This is a genomic window from Pseudarthrobacter sp. MDT1-56, assembly GCF_059383555.1.
The window spans coordinates 214,108-237,686 of record NZ_JBWZCK010000008.1 but is presented as its reverse complement, the minus strand read 5'-3'; the positions used below and the strand labels follow the sequence as shown (position 1 = coordinate 237,686).

General features: G+C 68.0%; 23 protein-coding genes and 1 pseudogene. 12 read left to right on the top strand and 12 right to left on the bottom strand.

The features are described 5' to 3' along the window. Window positions 1-196: pseudogene (locus AC50YC_RS13280) on the bottom strand (cupin domain-containing protein); the annotation flags it as partial. Window positions 197-359: 163 nt separating this feature from the next. Next, window positions 360-1,181 carry an IclR family transcriptional regulator gene (locus tag AC50YC_RS13275; RefSeq protein ID WP_494953970.1) on the bottom strand — a complete coding sequence of 274 codons (822 nt, stop codon included), beginning with the start codon at window positions 1,179-1,181 and terminating at the stop codon, window positions 360-362. 49 nt (window positions 1,182-1,230) lie between these two features. Between AC50YC_RS13275 and AC50YC_RS13270 the strand changes: the two genes are divergently transcribed. Then, on the top strand, window positions 1,231-2,577 hold the full coding sequence (locus AC50YC_RS13270; protein WP_494953969.1) for an MFS transporter: 1,347 nt from the start codon (window positions 1,231-1,233) through the stop codon (window positions 2,575-2,577). Further along, complete coding sequence (locus tag AC50YC_RS13265; protein ID WP_494953968.1) at window positions 2,570-3,826, top strand: FAD-dependent oxidoreductase; 1,257 nt, start codon at window positions 2,570-2,572, stop codon at window positions 3,824-3,826. The genes AC50YC_RS13270 and AC50YC_RS13265 overlap by 8 nt, the downstream gene beginning before the upstream one ends. Window positions 3,827-3,939: 113 nt before the next feature. Here AC50YC_RS13265 and AC50YC_RS13260 read toward each other — a convergent pair whose 3' ends face one another. Further along, window positions 3,940-5,190, bottom strand: coding sequence for an N-acetylglucosamine-6-phosphate deacetylase (locus AC50YC_RS13260; protein WP_494953967.1), 1,251 nt, complete (start codon window positions 5,188-5,190; stop codon window positions 3,940-3,942). A gap of 177 nt (window positions 5,191-5,367) precedes the next feature. Between AC50YC_RS13260 and AC50YC_RS13255 the strand changes: the two genes are divergently transcribed. From AC50YC_RS13255 to AC50YC_RS13215, 9 genes are all read left to right on the top strand, one after another. Further along, the gene (locus tag AC50YC_RS13255) at window positions 5,368-6,162 is read left to right on the top strand and encodes an IclR family transcriptional regulator (protein ID WP_494953966.1); all 795 of its coding nucleotides are present in this window, start codon (window positions 5,368-5,370) and stop codon (window positions 6,160-6,162) included. Between the two features lie 176 nt (window positions 6,163-6,338). Next, window positions 6,339-7,616, top strand: a complete 1,278-nt coding sequence (locus tag AC50YC_RS13250) for a cytochrome P450 (protein WP_494953965.1) — start codon at window positions 6,339-6,341, stop codon at window positions 7,614-7,616. A gap of 5 nt (window positions 7,617-7,621) precedes the next feature. Beyond that, window positions 7,622-8,788: a PEP/pyruvate-binding domain-containing protein gene (locus AC50YC_RS13245; protein WP_494953964.1), complete on the top strand. Its 1,167-nt coding sequence runs from the start codon at window positions 7,622-7,624 to the stop codon at window positions 8,786-8,788. A 68-nt stretch (window positions 8,789-8,856) separates the two neighbouring features. Continuing rightward, window positions 8,857-10,743 (top strand): PEP-utilizing enzyme, encoded by a 1,887-nt coding sequence (locus AC50YC_RS13240; RefSeq protein WP_494953963.1) that lies wholly within the window; start codon window positions 8,857-8,859, stop codon window positions 10,741-10,743. Further along, window positions 10,736-11,551, top strand: a complete 816-nt coding sequence (locus tag AC50YC_RS13235; RefSeq protein WP_494953962.1) for an SDR family NAD(P)-dependent oxidoreductase — start codon at window positions 10,736-10,738, stop codon at window positions 11,549-11,551. The genes AC50YC_RS13240 and AC50YC_RS13235 overlap by 8 nt, the downstream gene beginning before the upstream one ends. A gap of 47 nt (window positions 11,552-11,598) precedes the next feature. After that, window positions 11,599-11,919 (top strand): 2Fe-2S iron-sulfur cluster-binding protein, encoded by a 321-nt coding sequence (locus AC50YC_RS13230; protein ID WP_494953961.1) that lies wholly within the window; start codon window positions 11,599-11,601, stop codon window positions 11,917-11,919. Between the two features lie 2 nt (window positions 11,920-11,921). Further along, window positions 11,922-13,253: an NAD(P)/FAD-dependent oxidoreductase gene (locus AC50YC_RS13225; protein ID WP_494953960.1), complete on the top strand. Its 1,332-nt coding sequence runs from the start codon at window positions 11,922-11,924 to the stop codon at window positions 13,251-13,253. Window positions 13,254-13,294: 41 nt separating this feature from the next. Next, complete coding sequence (locus tag AC50YC_RS13220) at window positions 13,295-14,053, top strand: HD domain-containing protein (RefSeq protein ID WP_494953959.1); 759 nt, start codon at window positions 13,295-13,297, stop codon at window positions 14,051-14,053. Next, on the top strand, window positions 14,050-15,570 hold the full coding sequence (locus AC50YC_RS13215; RefSeq protein ID WP_494953958.1) for an aldehyde dehydrogenase family protein: 1,521 nt from the start codon (window positions 14,050-14,052) through the stop codon (window positions 15,568-15,570). Before AC50YC_RS13220 ends, AC50YC_RS13215 begins: the two co-directional genes overlap by 4 nt. Here the strand turns inward: AC50YC_RS13215 and AC50YC_RS13210 are convergent. The 5 genes from AC50YC_RS13210 to AC50YC_RS13190 form a co-directional block, all read right to left on the bottom strand. Further along, window positions 15,567-16,325 (bottom strand): iron ABC transporter ATP-binding protein, encoded by a 759-nt coding sequence (locus AC50YC_RS13210; RefSeq protein ID WP_494953957.1) that lies wholly within the window; start codon window positions 16,323-16,325, stop codon window positions 15,567-15,569. The genes AC50YC_RS13215 and AC50YC_RS13210 overlap by 4 nt on opposite strands. Before the next feature lie 13 nt (window positions 16,326-16,338). Next, on the bottom strand, window positions 16,339-17,355 hold the full coding sequence (locus AC50YC_RS13205; protein WP_494953956.1) for an iron chelate uptake ABC transporter family permease subunit: 1,017 nt from the start codon (window positions 17,353-17,355) through the stop codon (window positions 16,339-16,341). Then, window positions 17,348-18,388, bottom strand: a complete 1,041-nt coding sequence (locus AC50YC_RS13200; RefSeq protein WP_494953955.1) for an ABC transporter permease — start codon at window positions 18,386-18,388, stop codon at window positions 17,348-17,350. Before AC50YC_RS13200 ends, AC50YC_RS13205 begins: the two co-directional genes overlap by 8 nt. A gap of 14 nt (window positions 18,389-18,402) precedes the next feature. Then, entirely contained in the window at window positions 18,403-19,353 is a 951-nt protein-coding gene (locus tag AC50YC_RS13195) for a siderophore ABC transporter substrate-binding protein (protein ID WP_494953954.1), read from the bottom strand. A gap of 111 nt (window positions 19,354-19,464) precedes the next feature. Then, window positions 19,465-19,824, bottom strand: coding sequence for a DUF6841 family protein (locus AC50YC_RS13190; protein WP_494953953.1), 360 nt, complete (start codon window positions 19,822-19,824; stop codon window positions 19,465-19,467). Between the two features lie 134 nt (window positions 19,825-19,958). Between AC50YC_RS13190 and AC50YC_RS13185 the strand changes: the two genes are divergently transcribed. Then, the gene (locus tag AC50YC_RS13185) at window positions 19,959-20,282 is read left to right on the top strand and encodes an antibiotic biosynthesis monooxygenase family protein (RefSeq protein ID WP_494953952.1); all 324 of its coding nucleotides are present in this window, start codon (window positions 19,959-19,961) and stop codon (window positions 20,280-20,282) included. A gap of 84 nt (window positions 20,283-20,366) precedes the next feature. Here AC50YC_RS13185 and AC50YC_RS13180 read toward each other — a convergent pair whose 3' ends face one another. From AC50YC_RS13180 to AC50YC_RS13165, 4 genes are all read right to left on the bottom strand, one after another. Next, on the bottom strand, window positions 20,367-21,647 hold the full coding sequence (locus tag AC50YC_RS13180) for a Dyp-type peroxidase (RefSeq protein ID WP_494953951.1): 1,281 nt from the start codon (window positions 21,645-21,647) through the stop codon (window positions 20,367-20,369). Beyond that, a complete protein-coding gene (locus AC50YC_RS13175) occupies window positions 21,644-22,240 on the bottom strand; it encodes a copper chaperone PCu(A)C (RefSeq protein WP_494953950.1) in 597 nt (198 codons plus the stop codon). Before AC50YC_RS13175 ends, AC50YC_RS13180 begins: the two co-directional genes overlap by 4 nt. A gap of 53 nt (window positions 22,241-22,293) precedes the next feature. Then, entirely contained in the window at window positions 22,294-22,860 is a 567-nt protein-coding gene (locus AC50YC_RS13170; RefSeq protein WP_494953949.1) for a copper resistance CopC family protein, read from the bottom strand. A 107-nt stretch (window positions 22,861-22,967) separates the two neighbouring features. Then, window positions 22,968-23,579 carry a hypothetical protein gene (locus AC50YC_RS13165; protein ID WP_494953948.1) on the bottom strand — a complete coding sequence of 204 codons (612 nt, stop codon included), beginning with the start codon at window positions 23,577-23,579 and terminating at the stop codon, window positions 22,968-22,970.

Genomic DNA, 23,579 nt, shown 5'->3' with positions numbered 1-23,579 from the left:
AGATGTGGGGCACCGCCCTGGGCGTCGGAACCATCGGCATCAGGTCAGCGATCTCGGTCCAGAGCGGGATCAGGTTCTCCCGGTCAAAATCCCGGTACAGCTCCTGCAGCTGGGCGGCTTCCTCGGGCGTGGGCTCCGGAGCAGTGTGCCCTGCGGCCACTGATTCGTGAGTCGTGTTCTCGGCGCTGATGGACACGTGGGCCTCCTCGGTAGGTCAGAACAATTCTTTGGCGTAGTTCGACTCTACGGAGGCGGCAGTGTGACCCCCAACATATTCTGCTGGTCAGAATTGTTTGACCGGCCCCCCGCGTACCTGCCGCGCGCTCCGCCGCAGCCGCGCCGGGCGCGCGGCCGGGTGCCTAGTCCGGCTCGGCGGGATTGGCCGCGATATCGATCTCCAACTGCCGGCAGGTTTCCCGCAGGGCCGGGACGAGGCCGCCGTCGAACACCCTGCGGAAGCGGGTCGCTGGAGTGGCGACGCTGAGCGCGCCGACCACGTGCCCGTGCCGGTTGTGCAGGGCCATTCCAAGGGCGCTCACACCATCCTCGGTGCCCTCGAAATTGGCCGCGAAGCCGTTGTTGCGGATGGCTTCAAGCTCGCGCAGGAACGTGGGGTACTCCGTCGCCGGAATGGTGTCCCCGCCAATCTCCGCGTTGTTGCTGCGGAAGAGCTGTTCGATCATATGGGTTTCCAGCTCGGCGAGCATGGCCTTGCCGCCGGAGGTTTTGTTGGCGGGCATCACGGTCCCCTGCCGGTCACCCACCCGCAATACATTGTTTCCTTCCACCGTGGCCAGGAAGCGCACTTTCGTCCCCACCCGCACCATGAGGTTGACCGTCTCGTTGAGCTGCGCGGAGAGCAGCTCCATGTGCGGCTGGGCGAGCGAGCGGAGCAGCCTGGTCCAGCTCAGGCCGGCCGGCCCGACGCCCATGGCCGGACCGGGCACATAGCGGCGGGTCTCGTCCTGTACGGCGAAACCCCGGTAGACCAGCATGGCCAGGAGGCGGTGCGCGGTGGACGGGGCAACCCCCAGCTCCTCGGCGGCGTCCTTGAGCCGCAGCGTCCCGCCGTCGCGGAGCAGCTGCAGGAGCTGCAGCGCGTTGTCGACCGCCTCGATGGAGTAGGTCGGCCGCTTCTGCACGGGCTTCCGGGCCGACTTGGACGCTGGCTTGTTCTGCACATCAGAATTGTATTGTGGTTCACCTGCGGCCGCTAGGACAGTTAGTGGCATGAATCACACACCTTCCGCTGCAGCGCCGCACCGGTCTGCGCCTGGGGCTCCTGCCCCCACCGCTGATGGGCCCGCGTCACGGTTCTCCAAAGGCTCGGCACTCGCCGTCTTCGTCTGCTGGCTTTTGGTGGTCTTCGATGGCTACGACCTCATCGTCTACGGCACCGTCCAGTCCTCCCTGATCTCCGAGACCGGCTGGGGCCTGACCAAGGCCACCGCCGGAACCATCGGGTCCATGGCCTTCCTCGGCATGATGATCGGGGCGATCTTCGCCGGCCGCATGGCCGACTCGTGGGGCCGCCGCCGCACCATCCTGGGCTGCGCCATCGTGTTCTCGATCTTCACCGTCCTGTGCGCCTTCGCCCCCAACGCCGCCGTCTTCGGCGCCCTGCGGCTCCTCGCCGGCATCGGGCTCGGCGGCCTGGTGCCCTCGGCGAACGCCCTCGTTGCCGAACTGGTCCCCACCAAATGGCGCTCCACCATTGCCACCCTGATGATGTCCGGTGTTCCGATCGGCGGATCCATCGCCGCCCTCGTCGGCATCCAGCTGATCCCCGCCTACGGTTGGCAGTCCATGTTCCTCGTGGCCGTGCTGGCCCTGGTGATCGTGGTGCCGCTTGGACTGAAATACCTTCCCGAGACCCTGGCCCCGGTCAGCGCAGCTGACAAGGCCGCCCGCAAGGCAGCCGGCAAGGCCAACCCGGTCAAGGAACCGTCCGGTTTCTCCTCCCTCCTCCGCGCCCCGTACCTGGGGGTCAGCCTGCTGTTCGCCACGGCGACCATCGCCACGCTGTTCGCCTGGTACGGGTTGGGCACCTGGCTGCCCAACCTTATGCAGCTGGCCGGCTACAACTTGGGGTCCGCCCTGACCTTCGCCCTGGCCCTCAACCTGGGTGCCGTGGCCGGCTCGGTCATCACCGCCTGGGCCGGGACCCGGTTCGGCCCGGTGCCGACCGCCATTGCCGCCGCCGCCGTCGCCGCCGGCGCCCTGATGGTGCTGGTGACAGGACCGTCGGTCACCGTCGTGTATCTCATGCTCGTCCTCGCCGGCGTCGGTACCCACGGCACGCAGTGCCTCATCATCGCCGCCGTCGCGAGCCACTATCCCGGACACCTGCGGGGAACCGCGCTGGGCTGGGCGCTGGGGACGGGCCGCATCGGCGCCGTCGCCGCACCCCAGGTCGGTGGGCTCCTGCTGGCCGCCGGGCTGGGCGTCAATTCCAACTTCCTCGCCTTTGCCGGTGCAGCCGCCATCGCCGCGGTCCTGCTCGCCGCCGTCGGCCTCAAACTCAAATCAAAATCCTCAATCTCCCCCTCAATCTCCCAAGGAGCAAGCAATGTCTGAGCACGCCACGTCCACCGAAGTCCTCGTCATCGGAGGGGGAATGGCCGGACTGGCCGGAGCCCTCGCACTGCGTGAAAACGGCGCCAACGTCACCCTCGTGGAACGTGCCCCCGAATTCGGCGAGGTCGGCGCGGGGCTGCAGATGGCCCCCAACGCCTCCCGCGTCCTCCAGCGCTGGGGACTGCTGGAAAAGGCACTGGAAATTGGTGTCCAGCCCAAGCACCTGGTCTTCCGCGACGCCGTCACCGGCGAGGAGCTGACGCGCCAGACCCTGAACGGGGAATTCGCGGACCGCTACGGCGCCCCGTACGTCGTGATCCACCGCAGCGACCTGCACCGGGTCCTGCTCGAGGGCTGCGAGGCGGCCGGCGTCACGCTGGTCAACGACGTCATGGTGGAGAGCGTCGAAACCGTCAACGGGCGCGGCGTGGCCCACACCGCAGCCGGAGTGGACTACGAGGCCGACGTCGTGATCGGCGCCGACGGACTCAAGTCCACCCTGCGTCCGCTCGTGGCCGATGACGAGCCGGTCCCGTCGGCCTATGTCGCCTACCGAGGCACCGTGCCGATCACCGAAGACACGCCCAAGACCGATCTCGAGGACGTCATCGTCTACCTCGGCCCGGACTGCCACCTCGTGCAGTACCCGCTGCGGAAGGGCGAGCTGCTGAACACCGTCGCCGTCTTCAAGTCCGCCTCTTTTGAGCGCGGCGAAGAGCAGTACGGCGGAGTGGACGAGCTTGAGGCTGCCTACAAGGATTGCGTCCCGGCCGTCCAGGAAGCACTCAAGAATCTGGCCACCGGCATCCGCTGGCCGATGTACGACCGCGACCCGATCGAAAACTGGGTCGCCGGCCGGATGGTGCTGATGGGCGACGCCGCGCACCCGATGCTCCAGTACCTCGCCCAGGGCGCCTGCCAGGCCCTCGAGGACGCCGCCGTGCTGCAGGACGTCAGCAACGGCACCGTCTTCACCGCCGACGGCGTCCACCCGGAAGCCTGGGACGGGGCGATCAGGGAATTCAACAACCTCCGCGCCGGCCGCACGGCCCGGGTGCAGCGCACCGCCCGCGTCTGGGGCGAATCCTGGCACGTCTCCGGACTGGCCCGGACGCTGCGCAACCTCCTCTTCAAGAGCCGGAAGGACAACGACTTCCGGTACAACGACTGGCTGTACGGCCAGGACGGCGACGGCGTGCCGCCGGTTCGCGTAGCCCAGCCCAGTGTTGCGGAGCGGGTTTCCGCCTGACCTGACTGCCCACAACCCCAACGCGGGGTCACTTATCGCCCATCCGAGGCCTCGGGATGGGCGCCAAGTGACCCCGCGTTGCTTGTTTGGCGGTCATCCGGTGCGTCTATAAGTCAGCAGTCCGGGAAGCCCAGGATCTGCCCGTCGCGCAGGGCGGCGGCCAGTTCGAAATGCTGGTCGACGGCGATGATGTCGGCCCGCATTCCGGGGCGGAGGCTGCCGATTTCGGTTTCCAGGCCCAGGACGCGGGCGGGGACCAGGGTTGCGGCCATGACGGCATCGGCCGGGCTGACCCCTGCAGCGATGGTCTTGCGGACAACCCCCAGCAGGGTGGCCGTTCCTCCGGCGAGGGCGCCGTTGCTCTGCAAGGTGGCCACGCCGCCTCGCACCACAACGTCGGAGGGGCCCAGCACGTAGTCGCCGTCGGGCAGGCCCGTGGCCGCCATTGAGTCCGTCACCAGCGCGATGTTCCCGGCTCCGACCAGGTCAAAGACCATCCGGATTGTCTCCGCGTCCAGGTGGACCCCGTCACCGATGAGTTCGACGACGACGGACCCGGCGGAGGCCAGCCGCAGGCAGGCTGCGACCGGCCCGGGACTCCGGTGGTGCAACGGCGGCATGCCGTTGAACAAGTGGGTCACCGTGGGCCTGGCCTGCGGTCCGAAACTTCCCGGGGCGCTGCCGATCAGGTCCGCGGCGTTCGACAGGGAGGCGGCTGTGGTCCGGGCATCGGCATCGGTATGGCCCAGCGAGGGGGTGACGCCGTGCTCCGTGAGCATTCGGACCAGCTCGCCGGCGCCCGGAAGCTCGGGAGCGTAGGTCATCGTCTTCAGGGTCCCGCCGGCTGCCTCCAGCATGTGCCGGAGCAGGTCAGGATCGGGGTCCCGGAGCCAGCGCGGGTTCTGCGCGCCGCAGCGGGCGTGCGAGAGGAATGGCCCTTCGGAGTGGATGCCCGCGATGAGCCCGTCGGCGGCCAGCGCCTTGAGAACGCCGAGCGACCGCAGCAGCTCGTCGCCGGAGGCTGTGACGAGGCTGGCCAGCAGCGTGGTGGTCCCGTTGCGGTGCAGGAAGTCCACCACCTCCCGGCAGGCCGCGTCGTCACCGGTCGGGAATCCGCCGCCGGCAGCACCATGGCAGTGGAGGTCCACAAGCCCGGGCAGAAGAAAGCTGCCGTGCGGCAGCGGGATTTCCTGCGCAGCGGGAAAATGCGCCGCATCGTAGCCGCTGGCGGGTCCTGCGTATGCAATCCGGCCACGCGTCACCGCCACCACGGAGTCCGAGGCACACGCACCGTCGCTCAGGAGGGCGCCCCGCAGGACGTAGGACCGGGCGGTGGACTCAAAGCCCCCGGGGGTCAGGATCATATGTGCCTGGTTTCTGTTGTGCGGCCCGGCGGTACCTGACGGGCGAGTCTATTGAAGACTAGCCTTGCCGCGCCGACGATGGCTGCGGACTAGACTCGAATCCGGGCGGCGGCCGGGTCTTGTGACGCGAAGGAACGCGTCCAGCGCCCGCAACAAGCCCGCGACAAGGAGGTCAGGATGGCCGGCGGCAGCCGTGAACCCGGCAGGACCGTAACCTCGAAGGTCCTCGCCATCCTCGAGGCCTTCGAGAAGTCCCGGGGTGCCCTGAGCCTGACCGATATCGCCGTAAAATCCGGGCTGCCACTGAGCACCGCCCACCGCCTGGTTAACGAGCTCACCGACTGGGGATTCCTCTCCCGCGAGCCGAACGGCCGCTACCAGCTGGGCATACGGCTCTGGGAGCTGGCCCAGAACACCGGGCGGCAGCTCCGCGACGCGGCCCGGCCCTACATCCAGGACCTTTTCTCGCTCACCGGCGAAACCGCCCATCTGGCGGTCAGGGCCGGCCACGAGGTGCTCTACATCGACCGCGTCTACGGGTCCAAGCGGGTACCCCGCGCCGGCCGGGTCGGGGGCCGGCTGCCCATGCACGCGACCGCCGTCGGGAAGGTCATCCTGGCTTTCGAGGAAGACTGGGTCCGGGATGCGTACCTGAACCGGCAGCTGGAACGGCACACCGCCCACACCCACGTGGACCCCAAAAAGCTGGCCGCCGAGCTGACCCAGTTCCGTGAACAGGGCTACGCCACCACACTGGAGGAGGTCCGGCTGGGCTCCTGCTCAATCGCGGTGCCCGTCTTCCACACCGGCAGGATCGGCGCCTCGATCGGCCTGGTACTGCCCACCAGCCAGGCCGCCACGATGACCCGGCACCTGCCGGTCCTGCGGGGCATCGCCGCCCAGATTGAGCGCGCCACGGCCCGGATCCCGCTGGAAACGCTGCTGGGAAGCCACGTCGCCGGCACGGACTGAGCAGGCGCGGTCCCCGGACCGCGGCCAGCAGCCGCACTGCCGCAAGGCGGAAACAACTGGCTTCCACTCAGCGGAAGAAAGCCCTGCCCTCCGGGAGTGATCGGGGCCACACTGGGAAATAAGAACCCCCGGCATGCACTGACGCTGCCGGCAGGACCGAAAACCAAGGAGCCCAGATGTCATCGTCGACTGAAACGGCCGGCCGCTGTCCCTTTGGCCACGGCGCCGAAGCCCCCGCCGGGCACCACGGCTACGAGCCGTTCCAGATGAAGGATCCCTTCCCCGCCTACGCCGAACTTCGGGCCGAGCAGCCCGTTATGTTCGACGAGCGGGTCGGCCTTTATGTCGTCTCCCGCTATGACGACATCAAGGCCGTCTTCGAGGACTGGGAGACCTTCTCCAGCGAAAATGCCCAGGCCCCGGTCCGCGAACGCGGCGCCGCTGCGAAGAAGATCATGGAAGACGGCGGCTTCACCGCCTACTCCGGCCTGTCCGCCCGCCGCCCGCCGGAGCACACCCGCATCCGCGCCGTGGTCCAGAAGGCCTTCACGCCCCGCCGCTACAAGGCGCTGGAACCCTTCATCCGGCAGAACGTCGTCGAACTGCTCGAAAGGATGCTGGCCCGGCCGGAACACCGCGGCGACATGGTCAAAGACCTCGCCTACGACGTCCCGACCATCACCATCCTCACCCTGATCGGCGCGGACGTCTCCCAGGTGGACACCTTCAAGCGCTGGAGCGATTCCCGTGCCGCGATGACCTGGGGCGACCTCAGCGACAAGGAACAGATCCCGCACGCCCACAACCTGGTCGAGTACTGGCAGGAATGCCTCCGCCTGGTCAAGGTGGCCCACGAGGAAGGCGGCGACAACCTCACCGCGGACCTGGTGAAGTCGCAGCAGGAGGGCGCCGAGATCTCCGACCACGAGATCGCCTCAGTCCTCTACAGCCTGCTCTTCGCCGGCCACGAGACCACCACCACGCTGATCTCCAACGCCCTCCGCGAACTCCTGGCCCGCCCCGAGCAGTGGAAGCAGCTCGTCGAGGACCCCAAGAAGATCCCCGCCGCCATCGACGAGGTCCTGCGCTACGCCGGCTCGATCGTGGGCTGGCGGCGCAAGGCCCTCAAAGACACCGAAGTCGGCGGCGTCGCGATCGAAAAGGGCGCGCAGCTGCTGCTCCTGATGGGCTCCGCCAACCGCGACGAGGACAAGTTCAACGCCGGCGAGGACTTCGACATCACCCGCCCCAACGCCCGCGAGCACCTCTCCTTCGGATTCGGCATCCACTACTGCCTGGGCAATATGCTCGCCAAGCTCCAGGCCAAAATCGCCCTCGAGGAAGTGGCCCGGCTCGCCCCGGAACTGCAGCTGGAGAAGCCGGAAGCCATCACCTTCCGCGAAAACCTCTCCTTCCGCGTCCCCGAGACCGTCCCCGTCAGCTGGAAGGCCTGAGAAATATGCAAAGCAATGAATACATCCAGTTCTTCGACGGCGGCATCGAGCCGAAGCTCGAGAACCTCGGCGGCAAGGGCGCCTCGCTGGTCACCATGACCTCCGCCGGCATGCCCGTCCCGCCCGGCTTCGTGGTCACCACCGCCCAGTTCGACGCCTTCATGGAGGAGGCCGGCATCACCCGGCACATCCACCAGCTCCTCGCCGATCTGGACCCCGAGGACATGGGCCAGGTGGACAAGGTCTCCGCCGCCATCCGCGAGGACATCTGCTCCCGGGCGGTGCCGCAGACCATGCGCGAGCTCACCGTGGGGGCCTACGAGTCCCTGATGTCCCGCTTCGACGCACCCGTCCCGGTAGCCGTCCGCTCCAGCGCCACCGCCGAAGACCTGCCGGACGCCTCCTTCGCCGGCCAGCAGGACACCTACCTCTGGCTCGACGGCGTCAAGGCCGTCACCGAACACATCCGGCAGTGCTGGGCCTCACTCTTCACCTCCCGCGCCATCATCTACCGGCTCAAGAACAACATCCCCAACGAGGGCCTGTCGATGGCCGTCGTGGTGCAGAAGATGGTCAACGCCCGCGTCTCCGGCGTCGCAATCACCATGGACCCCACCAACGGCGACCGCTCCAAAATCACCATCGACTCCTCCTACGGGGTCGGCGAGATGGTGGTCTCCGGCCAGGTCACCCCGGACAACATCATGCTGGACAAGGTCACCCTGACCGTCATCAACGAACACCTCGGCGACAAGCACGCCGAACTGATCCCGGTCGCGGGGGTCCGCGGCCTCGTCGAGCGTGAGGTCGACGCCGAACGCCGCGGCCGCCGCAGCCTCACCGACGCCGAACTCACCGCTGTCGCGCAGATGGCCAAGCGCGCCGAGAAGCACTATAAGTGCCCGCAGGACATCGAATGGGCCCTCGACACGGACCTGCCCGACGGCGAAAACCTGCTCCTGCTGCAGTCCCGCCCGGAAACCGTCCACTCCTCGAAACCGGTTGTCCCGTCCTCGGCGGCCGCCGGCGGTTACTTCAGCGGACTCAGCCCCGCGCCCGCTGCGCCCGCACCCGGTTCCACGACGCCGACGGCGGCCGGGCCGGCGCCGTCGACCGCGTCCGGCTTCAACCTCGGAAGCATCACCGCCTCGCTGCTGAAGCCCACCTTCTAGGAAATTTTGACCCGCTCGTCCGCTCTGTCACCCAGGCTCAACGCCGAGCCCGTATTGAAAGGACCGCCATGTCCCTGAAATCCTTCCCCAAACCCTCCGAGCTTCCGGTCCCCGCCGGCGCCGAGGGCTGGGAAAAGATCTATCCCTACTACCTGGTCTTCCAGGACAAACTCAAGGAGCAGGAGGACGCGAAGTTCTGGTTCTGCGACAGCCAGCACTGGCCCACCGTGTTCAAGCCCTTCGAGACCATCGGCGGCGAATTCGCGGTCAAATGCCTGGGCCAGTACAACGCCCGGCACCTGATGATCCCCAACGCCAACGGCATCGAGTTCCGCGTCCACCTCGGCTACCTCTACATGTCGCCGATCCCGGTGCCGGAGGACCAGATCGCCGCGCGTGTGCCCTTGTTCGAGCAGCGGGTGGGCCACTACTTCCAGAACTGGGACCAGCTCCTCAAGCAGTGGCACGTCAAGGTCAAGGGCACCATCGACGAGATGGAAACCATCTCCTTCCCGAAGCTCCCGGACGTGGTCCCGATGGAGGACATCCTCTCCGGCAAGGGCAAGGACGGCTCCGAGAAGCTGCTGGAGAGCTACGACCGCCTGATCCAGCTGGCGTACCAGAACTGGCAGTACCACTTCGAGTTCCTCAACCTCGGCTACATCGCCTACCTGGACTTCTTCAACTTCTGCAAGCAGGTCTTCCCCAACATCCCTGACCAGTCCATCGCCACCATGGTGCAGGGCGTGGACATGGAACTCTTCAGGCCCGATGACGAGCTCAAGCAGCTCGCAAAGCTCGCCGTCGAACTCCGGCTCCGGGCGCATTTCGGCAACACGGACGACGTCGGCGCCACCCTGGCTGCCATCGCCGCCGCCCCCGGCGGGGACCGCTGGACGGCCCAATACGAAGCCGCCAAGGACCCGTGGTTCAACTTCACCGTGGGCAACGGCTTCTACGGCCACGACAAGTACTGGAACGAACACCAGGAAATCCCGCTCGGCTACATCGCGGACTACATCCGCCGCGTGGACGAGGGCCAGGAAATCATGCGCCCGATCGAGGCCCTGATCATTGAACGCGACCGCATCATCGAGGAATACCGCGACCTGCTGGAAGGCGAAAACCAGGCGCTGTTCGACGCCAAGCGCGGGCTCGCCGCCACCGCCTACCCGTACGTGGAAAACCACAATTTCTACATCGAGCACTGGACCATGGGCGTCTTCTGGCGCAAGATCCGCGAACTCAGCCGCATGATGCAGGCCGAGGGTTTCTGGACCGAACCGGACGACCTGCTCTACCTGGGACGCAACGAGGTCCGCGACGCGCTCTTCGACCTGGTCACCGGCTGGGGCGTCGGCGCCAAACCGATCGGCCCGGACTACTGGCCGGAGGAGATCGAACGCCGCCGCGGGATCGTGGACGCGCTCAAGACCGCCCGGCCCGCCCCGGCGCTGAACACCCCGCCGGAGATCATCACCGAGCCCTTCACCCGGATGCTCTGGGGCATCACCACCGAGCAGGTCCAGCAGTGGCTGGGTGCCGGCGAAGCGGTGGAAGGCGGCGGCCTGCGCGGCATGGCAGCCTCGCCCGGCGTCGTCGAAGGCCTGGCCCGCGTGGTCACCGACGCGGACCAGCTCTCCGAGGTGCAGCAGGGGGAGATCCTGGTGGCCACCGTCACGGCACCGTCCTGGGGTCCGATCTTCGGCAAGATCAAGGCCACGGTCACGGACATCGGCGGCATGATGAGCCACGCCGCGATCGTCTGCCGCGAGTACGGCCTCCCGGCCGTGACCGGCACCGGCTCGGCCTCGACCACGATCAAGACCGGCCAGCGGCTGCGGGTGGACGGGACCAGGGGCACCGTCCAGATTCTCGACGCTGAGGAACCGGAGCTGCAGGTCGCGGGGCCGGGGGCCCACAGTCACAGTGCGCACAGCCACAGCCATGTCTGACCCGAATATGCCTGCTGAGGAATATGCCGGTGCCGGCCAGCCGGGACCGGCCGGACAGGCGGTCCAACCCGCCCGCACCGTCCTGATCACCGGTGCCGCCGGCGGACTGGGCCGGGCATTCGCGCTCGGCTTCGGCCGCCGTGGCTACCGCGTGGCGGTGGCGGACGTGAACCTCGACGGTGCGGAGGAAACAGCCAAACTGGTCCTCGACACCGGGGCTGAGGCGGCCGCCTTCCACGCCGACGTCACGAGCGTCGGCTCCACCGAGGCCCTCGCGAAAAGCTGCGCGGACTTCGGCAACGGGAGCATCGACGTCGTGCTGAACAACGCCGCGGTGTACGCGGGGGTGACCCGCAGCCCCTTCGAGGACATCGATCCGGCCGAATGGGACCTGGTGATGAACGTGAACCTCAAGGGTCCGTGGCTCGTGACCCGGGCCGCCAGCCCCTACCTGCCCGAGGGCGGGCGCGTCATCAACCTCTCCAGCGCCACGATCTTCAGCGGCTCGGAGCAGTGGCTGCACTACGTCGCCTCCAAGGGCGGCGTGGTGGCCCTGACCCGGGTGATGGCCAAGGAACTGGGCCGGCGGGGGATCACGGTCAACGCGATCGCCCCCGGCTTCACCCTCACCGAGGCCAGCTACGGGCTCATGGAGAACGCCGAGAACTACGGTGTGGATCGCGGAGCGATCAAGCGGGCCAGCCAGCCGGAGGACATTGTGGGCGCGGCGCTCTTCCTGGCCGGGCCGGACAGTTCCTATTACTCGGGGCAGACCATGGTGGTCGACGGCGGCCGCCAGTTCATCTGACTCTGCCCGCTTTGCCAACTTTCCGACTTCAACCCCAAGGAGAACCAGTGCCAACGGTTCATTTCACCGACGCCGAGGGCGACGTCCGCGACGTCCGGGGCAATCCCGGCGACTCCGTCATGGAAACCGCAGTGCGCAACGGCGTCCCCGGCATCGTGGCCGAATGCGGAGGTTCGCTGTCCTGCGCCACCTGCCACGTCTTTGTCCGCGAGGACTGCCTCTCGAAACTCCCGGCGATGGAGGACATGGAGGACGAGATGCTCTACGGCACCGCCGTGGACCGCGAGGACAACTCGCGGCTGTCCTGCCAGCTCCGCCTGACGGACGAGCTCGAACTGTTCGTCACCACCCCGGAAACCCAGGTGTAGTGATGGGCACCCAAGTTGCCGCGGCCGAGCAGCCGTCCGCCGGCGCCGCGGCGCAGCCGGAGGGCACCACCCGCACCGGCCTGCTGATCATCGGCGCCAGCCAGTCCGGCGTCCAGCTCGCCGTTTCCCTGCGGGCGCTCGGCTTCGACGAGCACATCACCCTGCTCGGCGACGAGGACCACCGCCCCTACCAGCGCCCGGCCCTGTCCAAGGAGTTCCTGCAGGGCACAGTGGAGAGCGAATCCCTGATCTTCCGCTCCAACGACTACTGGGCCGACCACAACGTGGAGCTGGTCAAGGGCGAATACATCGTCAGGATCGACAAGGAAGCGGACGGCTCGGGGGTCGCGCATGCCTCCTCGGGCAGGCAGTTCCCCTTTAAGCGCCTCGCCCTCACCGTGGGCGCCCGCGCCCGGAAACTGGAGATCGACGGCGGTGACCTCGACGGCGTGCTCTACCTGCGCAACGCCGACGACGCCCTGGCGCTCAAGGCCCGAGTGGGGGACGCGCAGGATGTTGTGGTGATCGGTGGCGGGTTCATCGGCCTCGAAGCCGCCTCCAGCCTGCAGAAGATGGGCAAGAACGTCACCGTGCTGGAATTTGGTCCGCGGCTGGTGGGCCGCGCCGTCGGCGAGGAAACCGCCGGCTACTTCCTGCAGGCCCACCGCGCCCGCGGTCTGGACATCCGGCTCAACACGAGCGCCAAACGCTTCACCGCGGACCGCGCCACAGGCGACGGCCGCCGTGCCGTCGCGGGCGTCGAACTCCAGGACGGCACCGTGCTGCCCGCGCAGATCGTGCTGGTAGGCATCGGGGTCATCCCCAACACGCAACTGGCCGAACAGCTCGGCCTCGCCGTGGACAACGGAATCGTGGTGGACCGCTTCGCGCTGGCCTCCGACGGAACCACGGTGGCGATCGGCGACTGCGCCAACATGCCCAACCCGGTGCCCGGATCCGAACCCGGCGAGCGGATCCGGCTCGAAAGCGTCAACAACGCGATCGAACACGCCAAGGTGGCCGCCTACTCGCTCACCGGCCGGCGCGAGGAATACGCCGGCATCCCGTGGTTCTGGTCCAACCAGGCCGACCTCAAACTCCAGATCGCCGGACTCTGCAACGGCTACGACCGGACTGTGCTGCGGAGGGACGAGGAACGCGGCAAATTCAGCGTCCTCTACTACCGCCAGGGCCAGGTCATCGCCGCGGACTGCGTCAACGCCCCGCTGGACTTCATGGCCGTGAAAAACGCCCTCGCCAAAGGCCAGAACATCCCCGCCGACGCCGCCGCGGACCCGGCCACACCCTTAAAGACGATCACCACGGACAGCTAACTCCACTCAGACAGTGAGCCGGCCCCACCCGAAGGAGCACTATGACCACCCCCAAGACCCCGGTTGCCGAGGCCGTCACCGCGAACCCGGTTTCCGACAACCCGGCGGCTGTTGATTCCGCGGTTGCGGACTTCGCCGCCGCGTACCCGGTCCGGCCGGTTCCGGCACCGGGACCGGTGGACACCGCCCCGATCGCCACCACCCCGGCGGCGCTCGAGGACCTCGACGGGCTGTGGCGGGCCGTGGTGCACGAGACCCGCACCCGCGGCAATGACATCCACCTGCCGATCTCGCTCGCCTTCGCCGAGCGGCTCTGCCGCGCCTACCCCGACGCCGACGCCGAACTGGTCCGGGTGGCCACCCTGCTGCACGACACCGGCTGGGCCCATGTGGACGAATCCCGCATCATCTCCGAGGGCTTCGCGGGGGATTGGCGCAAGGCCGCCATCCGCTACGAACACGAGAAACAGGGCTGCGACGTGGCCCGCCGGGTACTCCCGGGCCTGGGCTACTCCCCGGAATTTATCGAGCGGGTCTGCGTGATCATCGACGGCCATGACACCCGCCCGGGGGCCCAGTCGCTGGAGGACGCGTTGATGCGCGACGCCGACCGGCTGTGGCGCTTCGACCAGGCCGGGATTGCCTTGGCCTCCACCTGGTTCAAAATGGACCCGGCCACCTACACGGACCGGCTGGCCACGGAAATCGTGCCCGAACTCATCACCCAGGCCGCCCACGACATGGCCACCGCAGACCTGGACCGCTCCACCGCCCTGCTCAAGACGGCGGTCATCCGATGACCGCCGCGACGCACGACGCTCCGGCCCTGGCCGCCCGCGCCGGGCTCAAGCTCCCGTACACGCATGTGGACGACGTCTTTCTCAACGGCGCCTGGACCCCGGCGCGGGGCACGGGCCGCAACCCGGTCACCGATCCCGCCACCGGCGAAGTCTGGGGCTCCGTCCCGGACGGCACGCCCGAAGACGTGGACGCCGCCGTCGGCTCCGCCCGCCGGGCGTTCGACGACGGCGAGTGGCCGCGGCTGGCGCCCTCCGAACGGGCCGCGTACCTCCTGCGCATTGCCGAGGAAGTGGAGAAGCGGGCCGGGGAACTTTCGCTGACGAACACCCGCGAGAACGGATCGCCGGTCTCCGAATCCGCCGGGGCCGCGGCCAACGCCGCGGGCATTTTCCGGTACTTTGCCACCCTTGCCGACTACCTGGAGCGCGAGGACGTCCGGGCCTTCCCCAAGGGCGGTGGCGAATCCGTGGTCCGGCGCGAACCGATCGGCGTGTGCGCGCTGATTGCGCCGTGGAACTTCCCGATCAACCTTGTGGTGATCAAACTCGCCCCGGCGCTGCTGGCCGGCTGCACCGTGGTGATCAAGCCCGCGTCGCCCACCCCGCTCTCGCTCCGGGTGATTATCGACGCGGTGGCCGCGGCCGGCGTACCGGCCGGCGTCGTCAACCTCGTCACCGGTTCCGGCCGGCTGGGAGACGCGCTGGTGAAGCACCCGGACGTGGACAAGGTGGCGTTCACCGGTTCGACGCCGGTGGGCCGGAAGATCGCGGCGGCCTGCGGCGAGCTGCTGCGCCCCGTCACCCTGGAACTCGGCGGAAAATCCAGCGCGATCGTGCTGCCGGACGCGGACCTGGACGCCATGTCCAAGGTGCTGATCCGCTCCTCGATGCGCAACACCGGGCAGACCTGCTACATCTCGACCCGGATCCTGGCCCCCGCCAGCCGCTACGAGGAAGTCGTGGACATGGTCACTTCCACCATCGCCGCCGGCAAGCAGGGCGACCCGCTGGACCCGGACACGGTCTTCGGGCCCTGCGCCACGGAATCCCAGTACCGCACCGTGCTGGAGTACGTGGAGTCCGGACTGGCCGAAGGCGCCCGCGCCACCACCGGCGGGCGCGCGGCATCCCTGGGCGGCGGGCTGGAAGGCGGGTACTTCGTGGAACCCACCGTGTTCGCCGACGTCACCCCGGACATGCGGATCTCCCGTGAGGAGATCTTCGGCCCGGTCATCTGCATCCTGAAGTACAACGACGCCGGCGCCAACGCTGATGAGGCCGTTGCACTGGCGAACAACACGGAGTTCGGGCTCGGCGGGCTGGTGTTCGGAGGCGATCCGGACGCGGCGCTCGCCGTGGCGGACCGGATGGACACCGGCTCGGTGGGCATCAACTTCTTCGCCTCCAACCACGCCGCACCGTTCGGCGGCCGGCACGATTCCGGCCTCGGCACCGAGTACGGCGTCGAGGGCCTCAACGCCTACCTGAGCTGCAAGTCGATCCACCGGAAGATCTAGGCGAAGTAGACGCCGATCCGGTTTCCGTCGATTTCCTCGATCCGGATGTCGATGTCGTAGATGTCCCGCAGCACCGCCGGCTGCATGATGTCCGCCGGTGTTCCCTGGTGCAGCAGCCGGCCGTCCTTCATGGCCAGCACGGTATCCGAATAGCAGGACGCGAAGTTGATGTCATGGACCACCAGCACCACGGTCTTGTCCAGCTCATCGGCGAGCCGGCGCAGGAGCTGCATCATCTCCACCGAGTGCTTCATGTCCAGGTTGTTGAGCGGTTCGTCCAGCAGCAGGTATTCGGTGTCCTGCGCCAGCACCATGGCGATGAAGGCGCGCTGGCGCTGCCCGCCGGAGAGTTCCTCCACGAACTTGTCGGCCATCTGGGCGAGGTCGAGGTGGGCCATGGCCTCATCCACCTTGGCCTTGTCCTCCACGGTGGGGCGGCCGCCGGAGTGCGGGAACCTGCCAAAGGCCACCAGGTCGCGGACCCGCAGCCGCATGGTCAGGTGGTTCTCCTGCCGCAGGATGGCCATCGTCCTGGCGAGGTCGCGGCTGGGGGTCCGCTCCACGTCCAGCCCCGCCACGGCAACGGACCCGGAATCGAGCGGCTGAAGCCGGCTGATCAGCGAGAGCAGGGTGGATTTCCCGGCGCCGTTGGGGCCGATGATGGACGTGATGCCGCCGCGCGGAATGACGCAGCTGACATCGTCCAGCACGGTTTGGGCCCCGTAGCTCTTGGACACCTGGCGGACCTCTATCACTGGGCGGACTCCATCACTTCAGCGCGCCTTTCAGCAGCAGGAACAGGAACAGGATGCCGCCGGTGAACTCGATGATGACGCTCAGTGCGGTGTCGAAGCCAAAAACGCGCTCCAGGACCAGCTGGCCGCCCACCAGTGCCACAATCCCCAGCAGCGAAACCATGGGCAGGAGCCAGCGGTGGCTGTAGCCGCGGCAGAACTGGTAGCCCAGGCTGACCACGAGGAGCCCGAAGAACGTGACCGGGCCGACCAGCGCCGTGGAGACGGCCACGAGCAGCGAGCACACCACCAGGACGCCCATCACGGTGCGGCGGTGGTCCACGCCGACGTTGATGGCCAGATCCCGGCCCAGCGCCAGGACGTCCAGTTTGTGCCGCTGCTGCCAGGCGAAGATGCCGCCCGCCGCCACGACCACGGCGGAGATGCCCAGGATCGCGGGATCCACCGAGTTGAAACTCGCGAAGAACAGGTCCTGCAGGATGATGAATTCGCTCGGTTCCATGAGGCGCTGCAGCAGCGACGACATGCCCCGGAACAGGGTGCCCAGCACGATTCCCACCAGCAGCAGCAAATGCAGCGAGCGGGTGGCGCCGGTGAACATCCACCGGTAGAGCAGGGCACTGAAACCGACCATGAGGGCCACCTCGACGCCGAACCGCACCAGGGGCGGGGCGGTCACCAGGGCCTTGGCGCCGAGCGAGAAGGTCAGGCCGGTCTGGATCAGGATGTACAGCGAGTCGAAGCCCATGATCGACGGCGTCAGGATGCGGTTGGAGGTGACGGTCTGGAACAGCAGTGTGGAGATCCCCACCGCTGCCGCCACCACCACCATCGCGCCGACCTTGACGCCCCGCCGCGGCAGTACGTAGCCCACGTTCCCCTTGAGGTCGATGAACAGGAAGAGCGCCACCGCGGCCAGGGCCGCTGCGGCGAGGACCATCAGCACGGCCGACGGCGGGAGGCGGCGCGCACTGAGCCGCCGCGCCGCCGGAGCCAGGGCGGCCGGACCCGCGAGCATGGTGCTAGGCATTGCGTTTCCTCAACAGCAGGACCAGGAACAGGACGGCGCCGATGACGGACATGACCATGCCCACCGGGACCTCATACGGGTAGCGGATGGTGCGGCCGATGATGTCGCAGATCAGCACGAAGCCCGCGCCGAAGACTGCTGTCCACGGCACGGCACGCCTCAGGTTGTCGCCGAAAATCAGCGACACGATATTCGGCACCACCAGGCCCAGGAAAGGAACAGCGCCCACGGAGGTGACCACCACGGCCGAGATCAGCGAGACGATGACCAGGCCCAGCCGCAGGGTGCGGGCGTAGTTGAGTCCCAGGTTCGTAGTGAAGTCCTGGCCCATCCCGGCCACCGTGAAGCGGTCGGCGGCGATAAACCCGACCAGGGTCAGCAGCGCAACGATCCAGAGCAGCTCGTACCGGCCCCGCAGCACCCCGGAGAAGTCTCCCAGCATCCAGTTGCTCAGGGTCTGCAGGAGGTCGAAGCGGTAGGCGAAAAAGGTGGTGACCGCCGCGATGACGCCGCCAAGCATGATCCCCACGAGCGGAATCAACATGGTGTTGCGGGTGGGAAGCTTGCGCAGAATGGCCAGGAAAAGTGCCGTTCCCAGCACCGCGAAGATACTCGCGACCCCCATTTTGGCCAACAGCGGCGCGCCCGGAGCCAGGACCGTGACCACCAGGATGCCCAGGGTTGCCGATTCGGTGGTGCCCACGGTGGACGGCTCCACGAAGCGGTTGCGGGCCATGAGCTGCATGATCAGCCCCGCGACCGCCACCGCCATGCCGGCCAGGACCACGGCCACGGTGCGGGGCACCCGCGAGATCCAGAAGATGTCCCAGGCGGCCGGGTCATCGACCAGGAGGCGGGGAAGCGAGATGTCGCTGACGCCGACGAACATGCTGGCAACGGCGAGGATGAGGACGGCGACGGCGCCCGCGGCCAGGGCGGCGGATTCGCCGGCGCGGCCGCGAGTTCGGGGTGCCCGGCGTTCCGGAGTGCGCGTCGTGAAGGCGCGGGTGCGCGCCGCCGTCGTCGTCGTCATGTCTTATCCCGGCGTCAGGCAACGGTGTCGGCGACGGCGTCGATCATCGCCTGGACGTTGTTCAACCCGTAGCCGACGAGGTACCAGCCGGCCGGGTCGAGGTTGACGACCTTGCCGTTCTGCCCGGCGTTGGTGGACTTCACCAGGTCGTTGTCCAGGACGGCGTTGGAGGCCGTGGCATCGGATCCCGTGGCGCTGTCGCGGTTGACGACGTAGAGGATGTCCGGGTTGGTTTCCTTAATGAACTCGAAGGAGACGGCTTCGCCGTGGGAGGCGTCCGCCGTGATGTCGGCGGCGGTCTTGACGCCGAGGACGTCGTGGATGATGCCGAAGCGGGAACCTGCGCCGTAGGCCGTCACCTCCCCGCCGGAAGTCAGCACGATCAGGCCCGTGCCGGCGCCGGCCGCCTTGGCCTGGGTCTCGCTGATCTTCGATTCGATGGCGGCGAGCTTCTCGGTGACCTGGGCTTCCTTCCCGAAGATCTTGCCGAGGGTGGCAGTCTGGGACTTGAAGCTCTCCATCGGCTGGGCCGCGTCCAGTGTCAGGTCGATGGTGGGGGCGATCTTGCTCAGTTCCCCATAGGCTCCGGCGGTGCGGCCGGAGATGATGATGAGGTCCGGGGCGCCCGCGCTGATGGCCTCAAAGTCGGGCTCCTTCATTGAGCCGATCTTGGTGAAGCGTTCCTCGGAGTACTTCTTCAATGCCGCCGGGTAGGTGGCCTTCGGGACGCCGTCCGGCTCCACGCCCAGCGCGTCCATGGTGTCCAGCACGCCGAGGTCGAAGGTAAAGACCGTCTCAGGGCTGACCGGAACGTCGGAGGTGGTCCCCTGCGCGTGTTCCACAGTGATCGTCGCGGGCTTCTCAGCCGCGGCCGTGCCGACCGTTGCGGCCTGGCCACAACCGGTAAGGGCAAACAGCAGGGCTGCCGTGAGTGCTCCGAGGCCTGGCTTGAGTCTGATAATCACTTCTGGTCTCCGCGCTGCTAATACATCACATAAATGTTGTCTAATAGGTCAAGCCTGACTATATAGGCAAGGCTTACCTAATTTCTAACCGTGAAGTGAGCGCGGAGCTGCTCAGGCCATCAGCGTGAGAACCGCAATCCGGTATCCCTGGGCCGAGTCGACAAGCTGGTAGCAGAACCGCTCAGGCGGCCTGCCGGCGTAGGACCAGGTGACATCGGCCCAGACGGTGCCCGGAGCCTCGCCCATGATGGCGATCTGCTTCGCAACGTCGTTCACCCCGCCGTACTGGTCAAAAGCGGACGTGAAGAATTCCTCGGTCTGGCGGGCGTCACTGACCGGGATCGACGTGCCGGGGAACAGGAGGAGTGACGGCACCGCATACATGCCGGCGATCGCTGTGGCATCGCGCGCGAGCAGCGCCGACGCGTAGCGCTCGAAGAATGCGTTTACCTTCTCCGTCGTCTCGTTCATGGCTTCAGCCTACAAATCCGCCGGGTCCCGCGCACGCACTTTCTGCAGGCGGGCGGGGCCGCCCTCGGGTAAATCGGCCCTACCGGCAGGATGGCGGCCGGGCCGATAATCGGGGTATCCACCCCTTGCAGACTATGGAGGCGATCGACGTGTCGGTTTATACGCTGGGAATTTGGTTGGTACACCCGGGCCGCGAGAATGATTTCGTGCAAGCCTGGCGGGATCTGGCCCGGAAGACCCAGGAAGACTTCCCGCACGGGAAGGCCGTGCTGATGCATGACCACGACGTCCGGAACCGGTTCATCAGCACCGGCCCGTGGGAATCCCTGGAACAGATCGAGCAGTGGCGGGGGTCCGCGATGTTCAAGCAGAGCATGGAGGGCATGCGCGAGATGCTGGAGCATTTCGAGGCGCGCACCCTGGACGAGGCCGCCAGCATTGGCTTGGATGCCCCCTAGCCGCGCTCTTGAAGGCGGCCGCCCCGAGGTGGGGCCACTCAGCGCCCATCCGATGAACGCCACGTGACCCCGCGTTGCTCCCGTTCAGGTGAACAGGTTTTCGCCGACGAACCCGCCCTCCCGGCACCCCGGCGGGATGGCGAACACGGCCGAGCCGATCGGCGTCGTCCACTGATTGAGCATGTCCATTTCATCGAGCCGGCGCTGGATGGGCGTGAACTGCTTGTCGACGTCGGCCTGGTAGGACACGAAGATCAGCCCCGAGTCCGAGACGCCTCCGGCGCCGGGGGCGGCATCGTAGTTGTACGCCCGCCGGAAGATCCGCTGGGAACTGACCTCGGGCCGGGCCCGGCGCAGGTGCGACACGTCCGAGATCACCGGGAACCCGAGCCTGGAGACGGCCGCGAAGTCGGGCTCGTCGTGCTCCTGCGCCCCGGTCAGCGGTGCGCCGTTGGATATCCGGCGGCCCACGGATTCCTCCCGGCCCACGCGGTCCACCTCGTCCCACTTGTCCAGGTTCATCGCGATCCGGCGGATGACCACGGACGTGCCGTTGTCCGTCCACGCGGGAAGGTCCCCGCCGCCCCAGACCACGCGTTCAGCGTCGGTGCTGTCCGGCGCCGGATTCGAGGTTCCGTCCACCTGGCCAAAGAGGTTCCGCATGGTGGTCCCGGGCTTTTCGCTGCCATACGAACGCCGGAAGCCGGTCTGCACCCAGCGGACGGTCGCGAAGCTCCGGCTGTCCTTGAGGAGCATTCGTTGGGCATGCGCCACGGTCAACGGATCATCCGCGCAGATTTGCAGCAGCAGATCGCCGTCGGAGAATCCGGGCTGCAGCCGGTCGATGCTGAAGGCCGGCAGCGGCTTCAACCAGCCCGGCGCCCGGGCGGGGTCAACCGCGGCAACCAGCCCGGGCCCAAAGCCGAACGTGACGGTGAGCCGGGCCGGCACCTGGGCAAGCTCGCCCTCGGTGTCGGCCAGGGCCGGTTTTCCCGCGGCGAGGTTCGCGGCGTCGTCGCTGAGGAGCCGCAGCAGCGCCCTGACCCCGGCGCGCGTCGTTCCCGGCAGCAGATCCAGCGCGACAAAAACGCCGTGGGCCTGCGCGGCCGTCGTAATTCCGGCCTGCCGGTCGCCGTAAAAGGGGACAACACCGCCGCCGTGGACGCCCTCCGCAGGCCCGGTCCGTGCGGACTTTCCGGCCTCCTGGGCGTCCGCCCCGGCGAGGTGGGCGCCGGCCGCGGCCAGCGCCCCCAGCCCTACGGCCGCACCGCCGAAGAGCAGGCCGCGCCGCGGCAGTTTCTTCGGGGCATCGGGCCCGTCACTGCCCGGGGTTGGGCCCGCGGGCTGCTGGTCGCCGGCCGTCATGTCGAGGTCGGCGTCGGCGCGGAAGTGGGGGCGCTGCCGGAGGGCTGGCCGTGGGACATGCCGGCGCCTCCTTCCTCGACGTAGTTCTCGTTGGCGCCGCTGAAGTCCTTCGCCACGGCGGTGAATTCCAAGCTTCCGCCGTCCGCCAGCGCCAGCGTGAACGCCACCTCAGTGCCGGCAGTGATGGGCGCGGTCAGACCCATCAGCATGAGGTGGTTGGCGCCCGGCTCCAAGGTCAGTTCGCCGCCGGCCGGGATGACAAAGCCGCCCTCCTTGGCCTGCATCTGCATGGCGCCGGTGGATCCCGCGACTGTTTCGTGCAGTTCGACCATCCGGGCTGCGGGGGTCGAGGCGCCGGTGACGGTGATGTCGGCGTCGGAGGTGTTCTTGATGACGCCGAATCCGCCGGTCATGCCGGAAGCGGCGGCTTTGACCCACGGCTGGCTGACCGCCGCGGCGGAGGTGCTGGACGGGGACGCGACGGCAGCAGACGCCGACGGTGCCGGCGTCGAGGCCTGGGGAGCGCAGCCGGTAAGTGCCAGGGCCGCGGCGGCGAGAACCGAAAGGGCGGGGAACATGAGGGTCTTGGACATGGTGGTGCTCCTGAATTGTGGCAGGCGGCCGCCTCGGGCCGGCCTGGAAAGTGTTATTCGCTGGGGGATTGTGCGTTGCGTTTGATGCGCCGGAGGCCTGCGAGGACCAGGTAGGTGCCGAGGCCCGCGGCCGCAGCTATTCCGGCGGCCGGCAGCCAGCCGGGCACACCGGCACCGTCCCCGGCGCCGGTGGCGGCAGCCGCGGTGGTTTCAACGCTGGCCGCCGGGCTGGCGGAGGCTGCGGGCGCAGCGGCGGCAGGATTGCCGACGCGGAACCCGTAGCTGCCACTGATCGGGTGACCATCCGCGGAGACCACCCGCCAGCTGACCTGGTAGCCGCCGTCGGGGAGTTCCGGGAGCGCCTGGGTCAGCGTTTCCCGGCTGAGCACCGCGGCGCCGCTGACCCAGTTCTTGGCGTTGTCATCGACAACACGGACCTCGTGGCCGAGCGCGAGCAGGGGCGAACTGAAGGCCAAGGTGATGCTGGCAGGTGTCTTGTCCAGGCGCTCATCGGGCGCCGGGCTGGACGAAATCAGCTGGTCGTGGGCGAAGGCCGCCGGTGCTGCTGGGAGGCTGGCGCCTACGCAGAGCAGAACGGCGGCGAGCAGGGTTGCTCCCAAACCAGGATTCCGCCATGCTTTCAAGGATTTTCTTGTCATGGCTGCTTCCCGCCCCGGCGCTGACTTGGCAGCGTGGCGGGGCTTATCGGGTGAAAGGCGCCGGGCGCCTAGGACGCGAGCGGAAGCAGGGGAGGCCCGCGGTGGCGCATCACCAGCAGTGGTGCGCCGAGGTTGGGCAGCGGGCGGACGGGCCAATTGGCGGGCAGGGCGGCCGGGGCCGGGCGCACCGGCAGGGGCAGGAAAAGCGGGAGGAAGGCGGTTACGCGCAGGCGCATGGCGTGAATCAGCCGGAGGGCGGCGACCTCGCCGTGACGCAGGATGGCCACGGTCAGGATGGCGGCGACGGCGTGGCCCAGCCACATCAGTGGCGAGGCCTGGTCCGCAGCGGAGGAGAGGACCGTGCCGGCGCCAGGTTCCAGCGCGGGGGAGTGGGCCAGGTGGCCGCCGGCCGAAGCGATGGACCCATGGGGATCCGCTGCTCCGCTGAACAGCCAGTGGAAAAGTCCCTGGCTCAGTGCCACCCCGGCGGAGAGCCGCCACAAGGACAGCCCGCGGCCCGTGAGCGCGGTGCAGACCAGCCCGGACAGTGCCAGCGCCAGCAGGAGGAGGGGAAGTTCGGGGGCGTTGCCTCCGGCCAGGAAGTGCGAACCGGCGGCGACGGAGGTCGCGACGATGGCGCCGATCCAGCCACGTACAAGGCGCAGGCCGCGTGCCGTCAT

Excerpts from the sequence above, each read along its gene's own strand:
- AC50YC_RS13240 (WP_494953963.1), top strand. The coding sequence starts at position 8,857 with ATGTCCCTGAAATCCTTCCCCAAACCCTCCGAGCTTCCGGTCCCCGCC.
- AC50YC_RS13205 (WP_494953956.1), bottom strand. The coding sequence starts at position 17,355 with ATGCCTAGCACCATGCTCGCGGGTCCGGCCGCCCTGGCTCCGGCGGCG.
- AC50YC_RS13200 (WP_494953955.1), bottom strand. The coding sequence starts at position 18,388 with ATGACGACGACGACGGCGGCGCGCACCCGCGCCTTCACGACGCGCACT.
- AC50YC_RS13185 (WP_494953952.1), top strand. The coding sequence starts at position 19,959 with ATGGAGGCGATCGACGTGTCGGTTTATACGCTGGGAATTTGGTTGGTA.
- AC50YC_RS13270 (WP_494953969.1), top strand. The coding sequence starts at position 1,231 with ATGAATCACACACCTTCCGCTGCAGCGCCGCACCGGTCTGCGCCTGGG.
- AC50YC_RS13255 (WP_494953966.1), top strand. The coding sequence starts at position 5,368 with ATGGCCGGCGGCAGCCGTGAACCCGGCAGGACCGTAACCTCGAAGGTC.
- AC50YC_RS13190 (WP_494953953.1), bottom strand. The coding sequence starts at position 19,824 with ATGAACGAGACGACGGAGAAGGTAAACGCATTCTTCGAGCGCTACGCG.
- AC50YC_RS13260 (WP_494953967.1), bottom strand. The coding sequence starts at position 5,190 with ATGATCCTGACCCCCGGGGGCTTTGAGTCCACCGCCCGGTCCTACGTC.
- AC50YC_RS13245 (WP_494953964.1), top strand. The coding sequence starts at position 7,622 with ATGCAAAGCAATGAATACATCCAGTTCTTCGACGGCGGCATCGAGCCG.
- AC50YC_RS13180 (WP_494953951.1), bottom strand. The coding sequence starts at position 21,647 with ATGACGGCCGGCGACCAGCAGCCCGCGGGCCCAACCCCGGGCAGTGAC.
- AC50YC_RS13165 (WP_494953948.1), bottom strand. The coding sequence starts at position 23,579 with ATGACGGCACGCGGCCTGCGCCTTGTACGTGGCTGGATCGGCGCCATC.
- AC50YC_RS13250 (WP_494953965.1), top strand. The coding sequence starts at position 6,339 with ATGTCATCGTCGACTGAAACGGCCGGCCGCTGTCCCTTTGGCCACGGC.
- AC50YC_RS13215 (WP_494953958.1), top strand. The coding sequence starts at position 14,050 with ATGACCGCCGCGACGCACGACGCTCCGGCCCTGGCCGCCCGCGCCGGG.
- AC50YC_RS13235 (WP_494953962.1), top strand. The coding sequence starts at position 10,736 with ATGTCTGACCCGAATATGCCTGCTGAGGAATATGCCGGTGCCGGCCAG.
- AC50YC_RS13225 (WP_494953960.1), top strand. The coding sequence starts at position 11,922 with ATGGGCACCCAAGTTGCCGCGGCCGAGCAGCCGTCCGCCGGCGCCGCG.
- AC50YC_RS13220 (WP_494953959.1), top strand. The coding sequence starts at position 13,295 with ATGACCACCCCCAAGACCCCGGTTGCCGAGGCCGTCACCGCGAACCCG.
- AC50YC_RS13175 (WP_494953950.1), bottom strand. The coding sequence starts at position 22,240 with ATGTCCAAGACCCTCATGTTCCCCGCCCTTTCGGTTCTCGCCGCCGCG.
- AC50YC_RS13265 (WP_494953968.1), top strand. The coding sequence starts at position 2,570 with ATGTCTGAGCACGCCACGTCCACCGAAGTCCTCGTCATCGGAGGGGGA.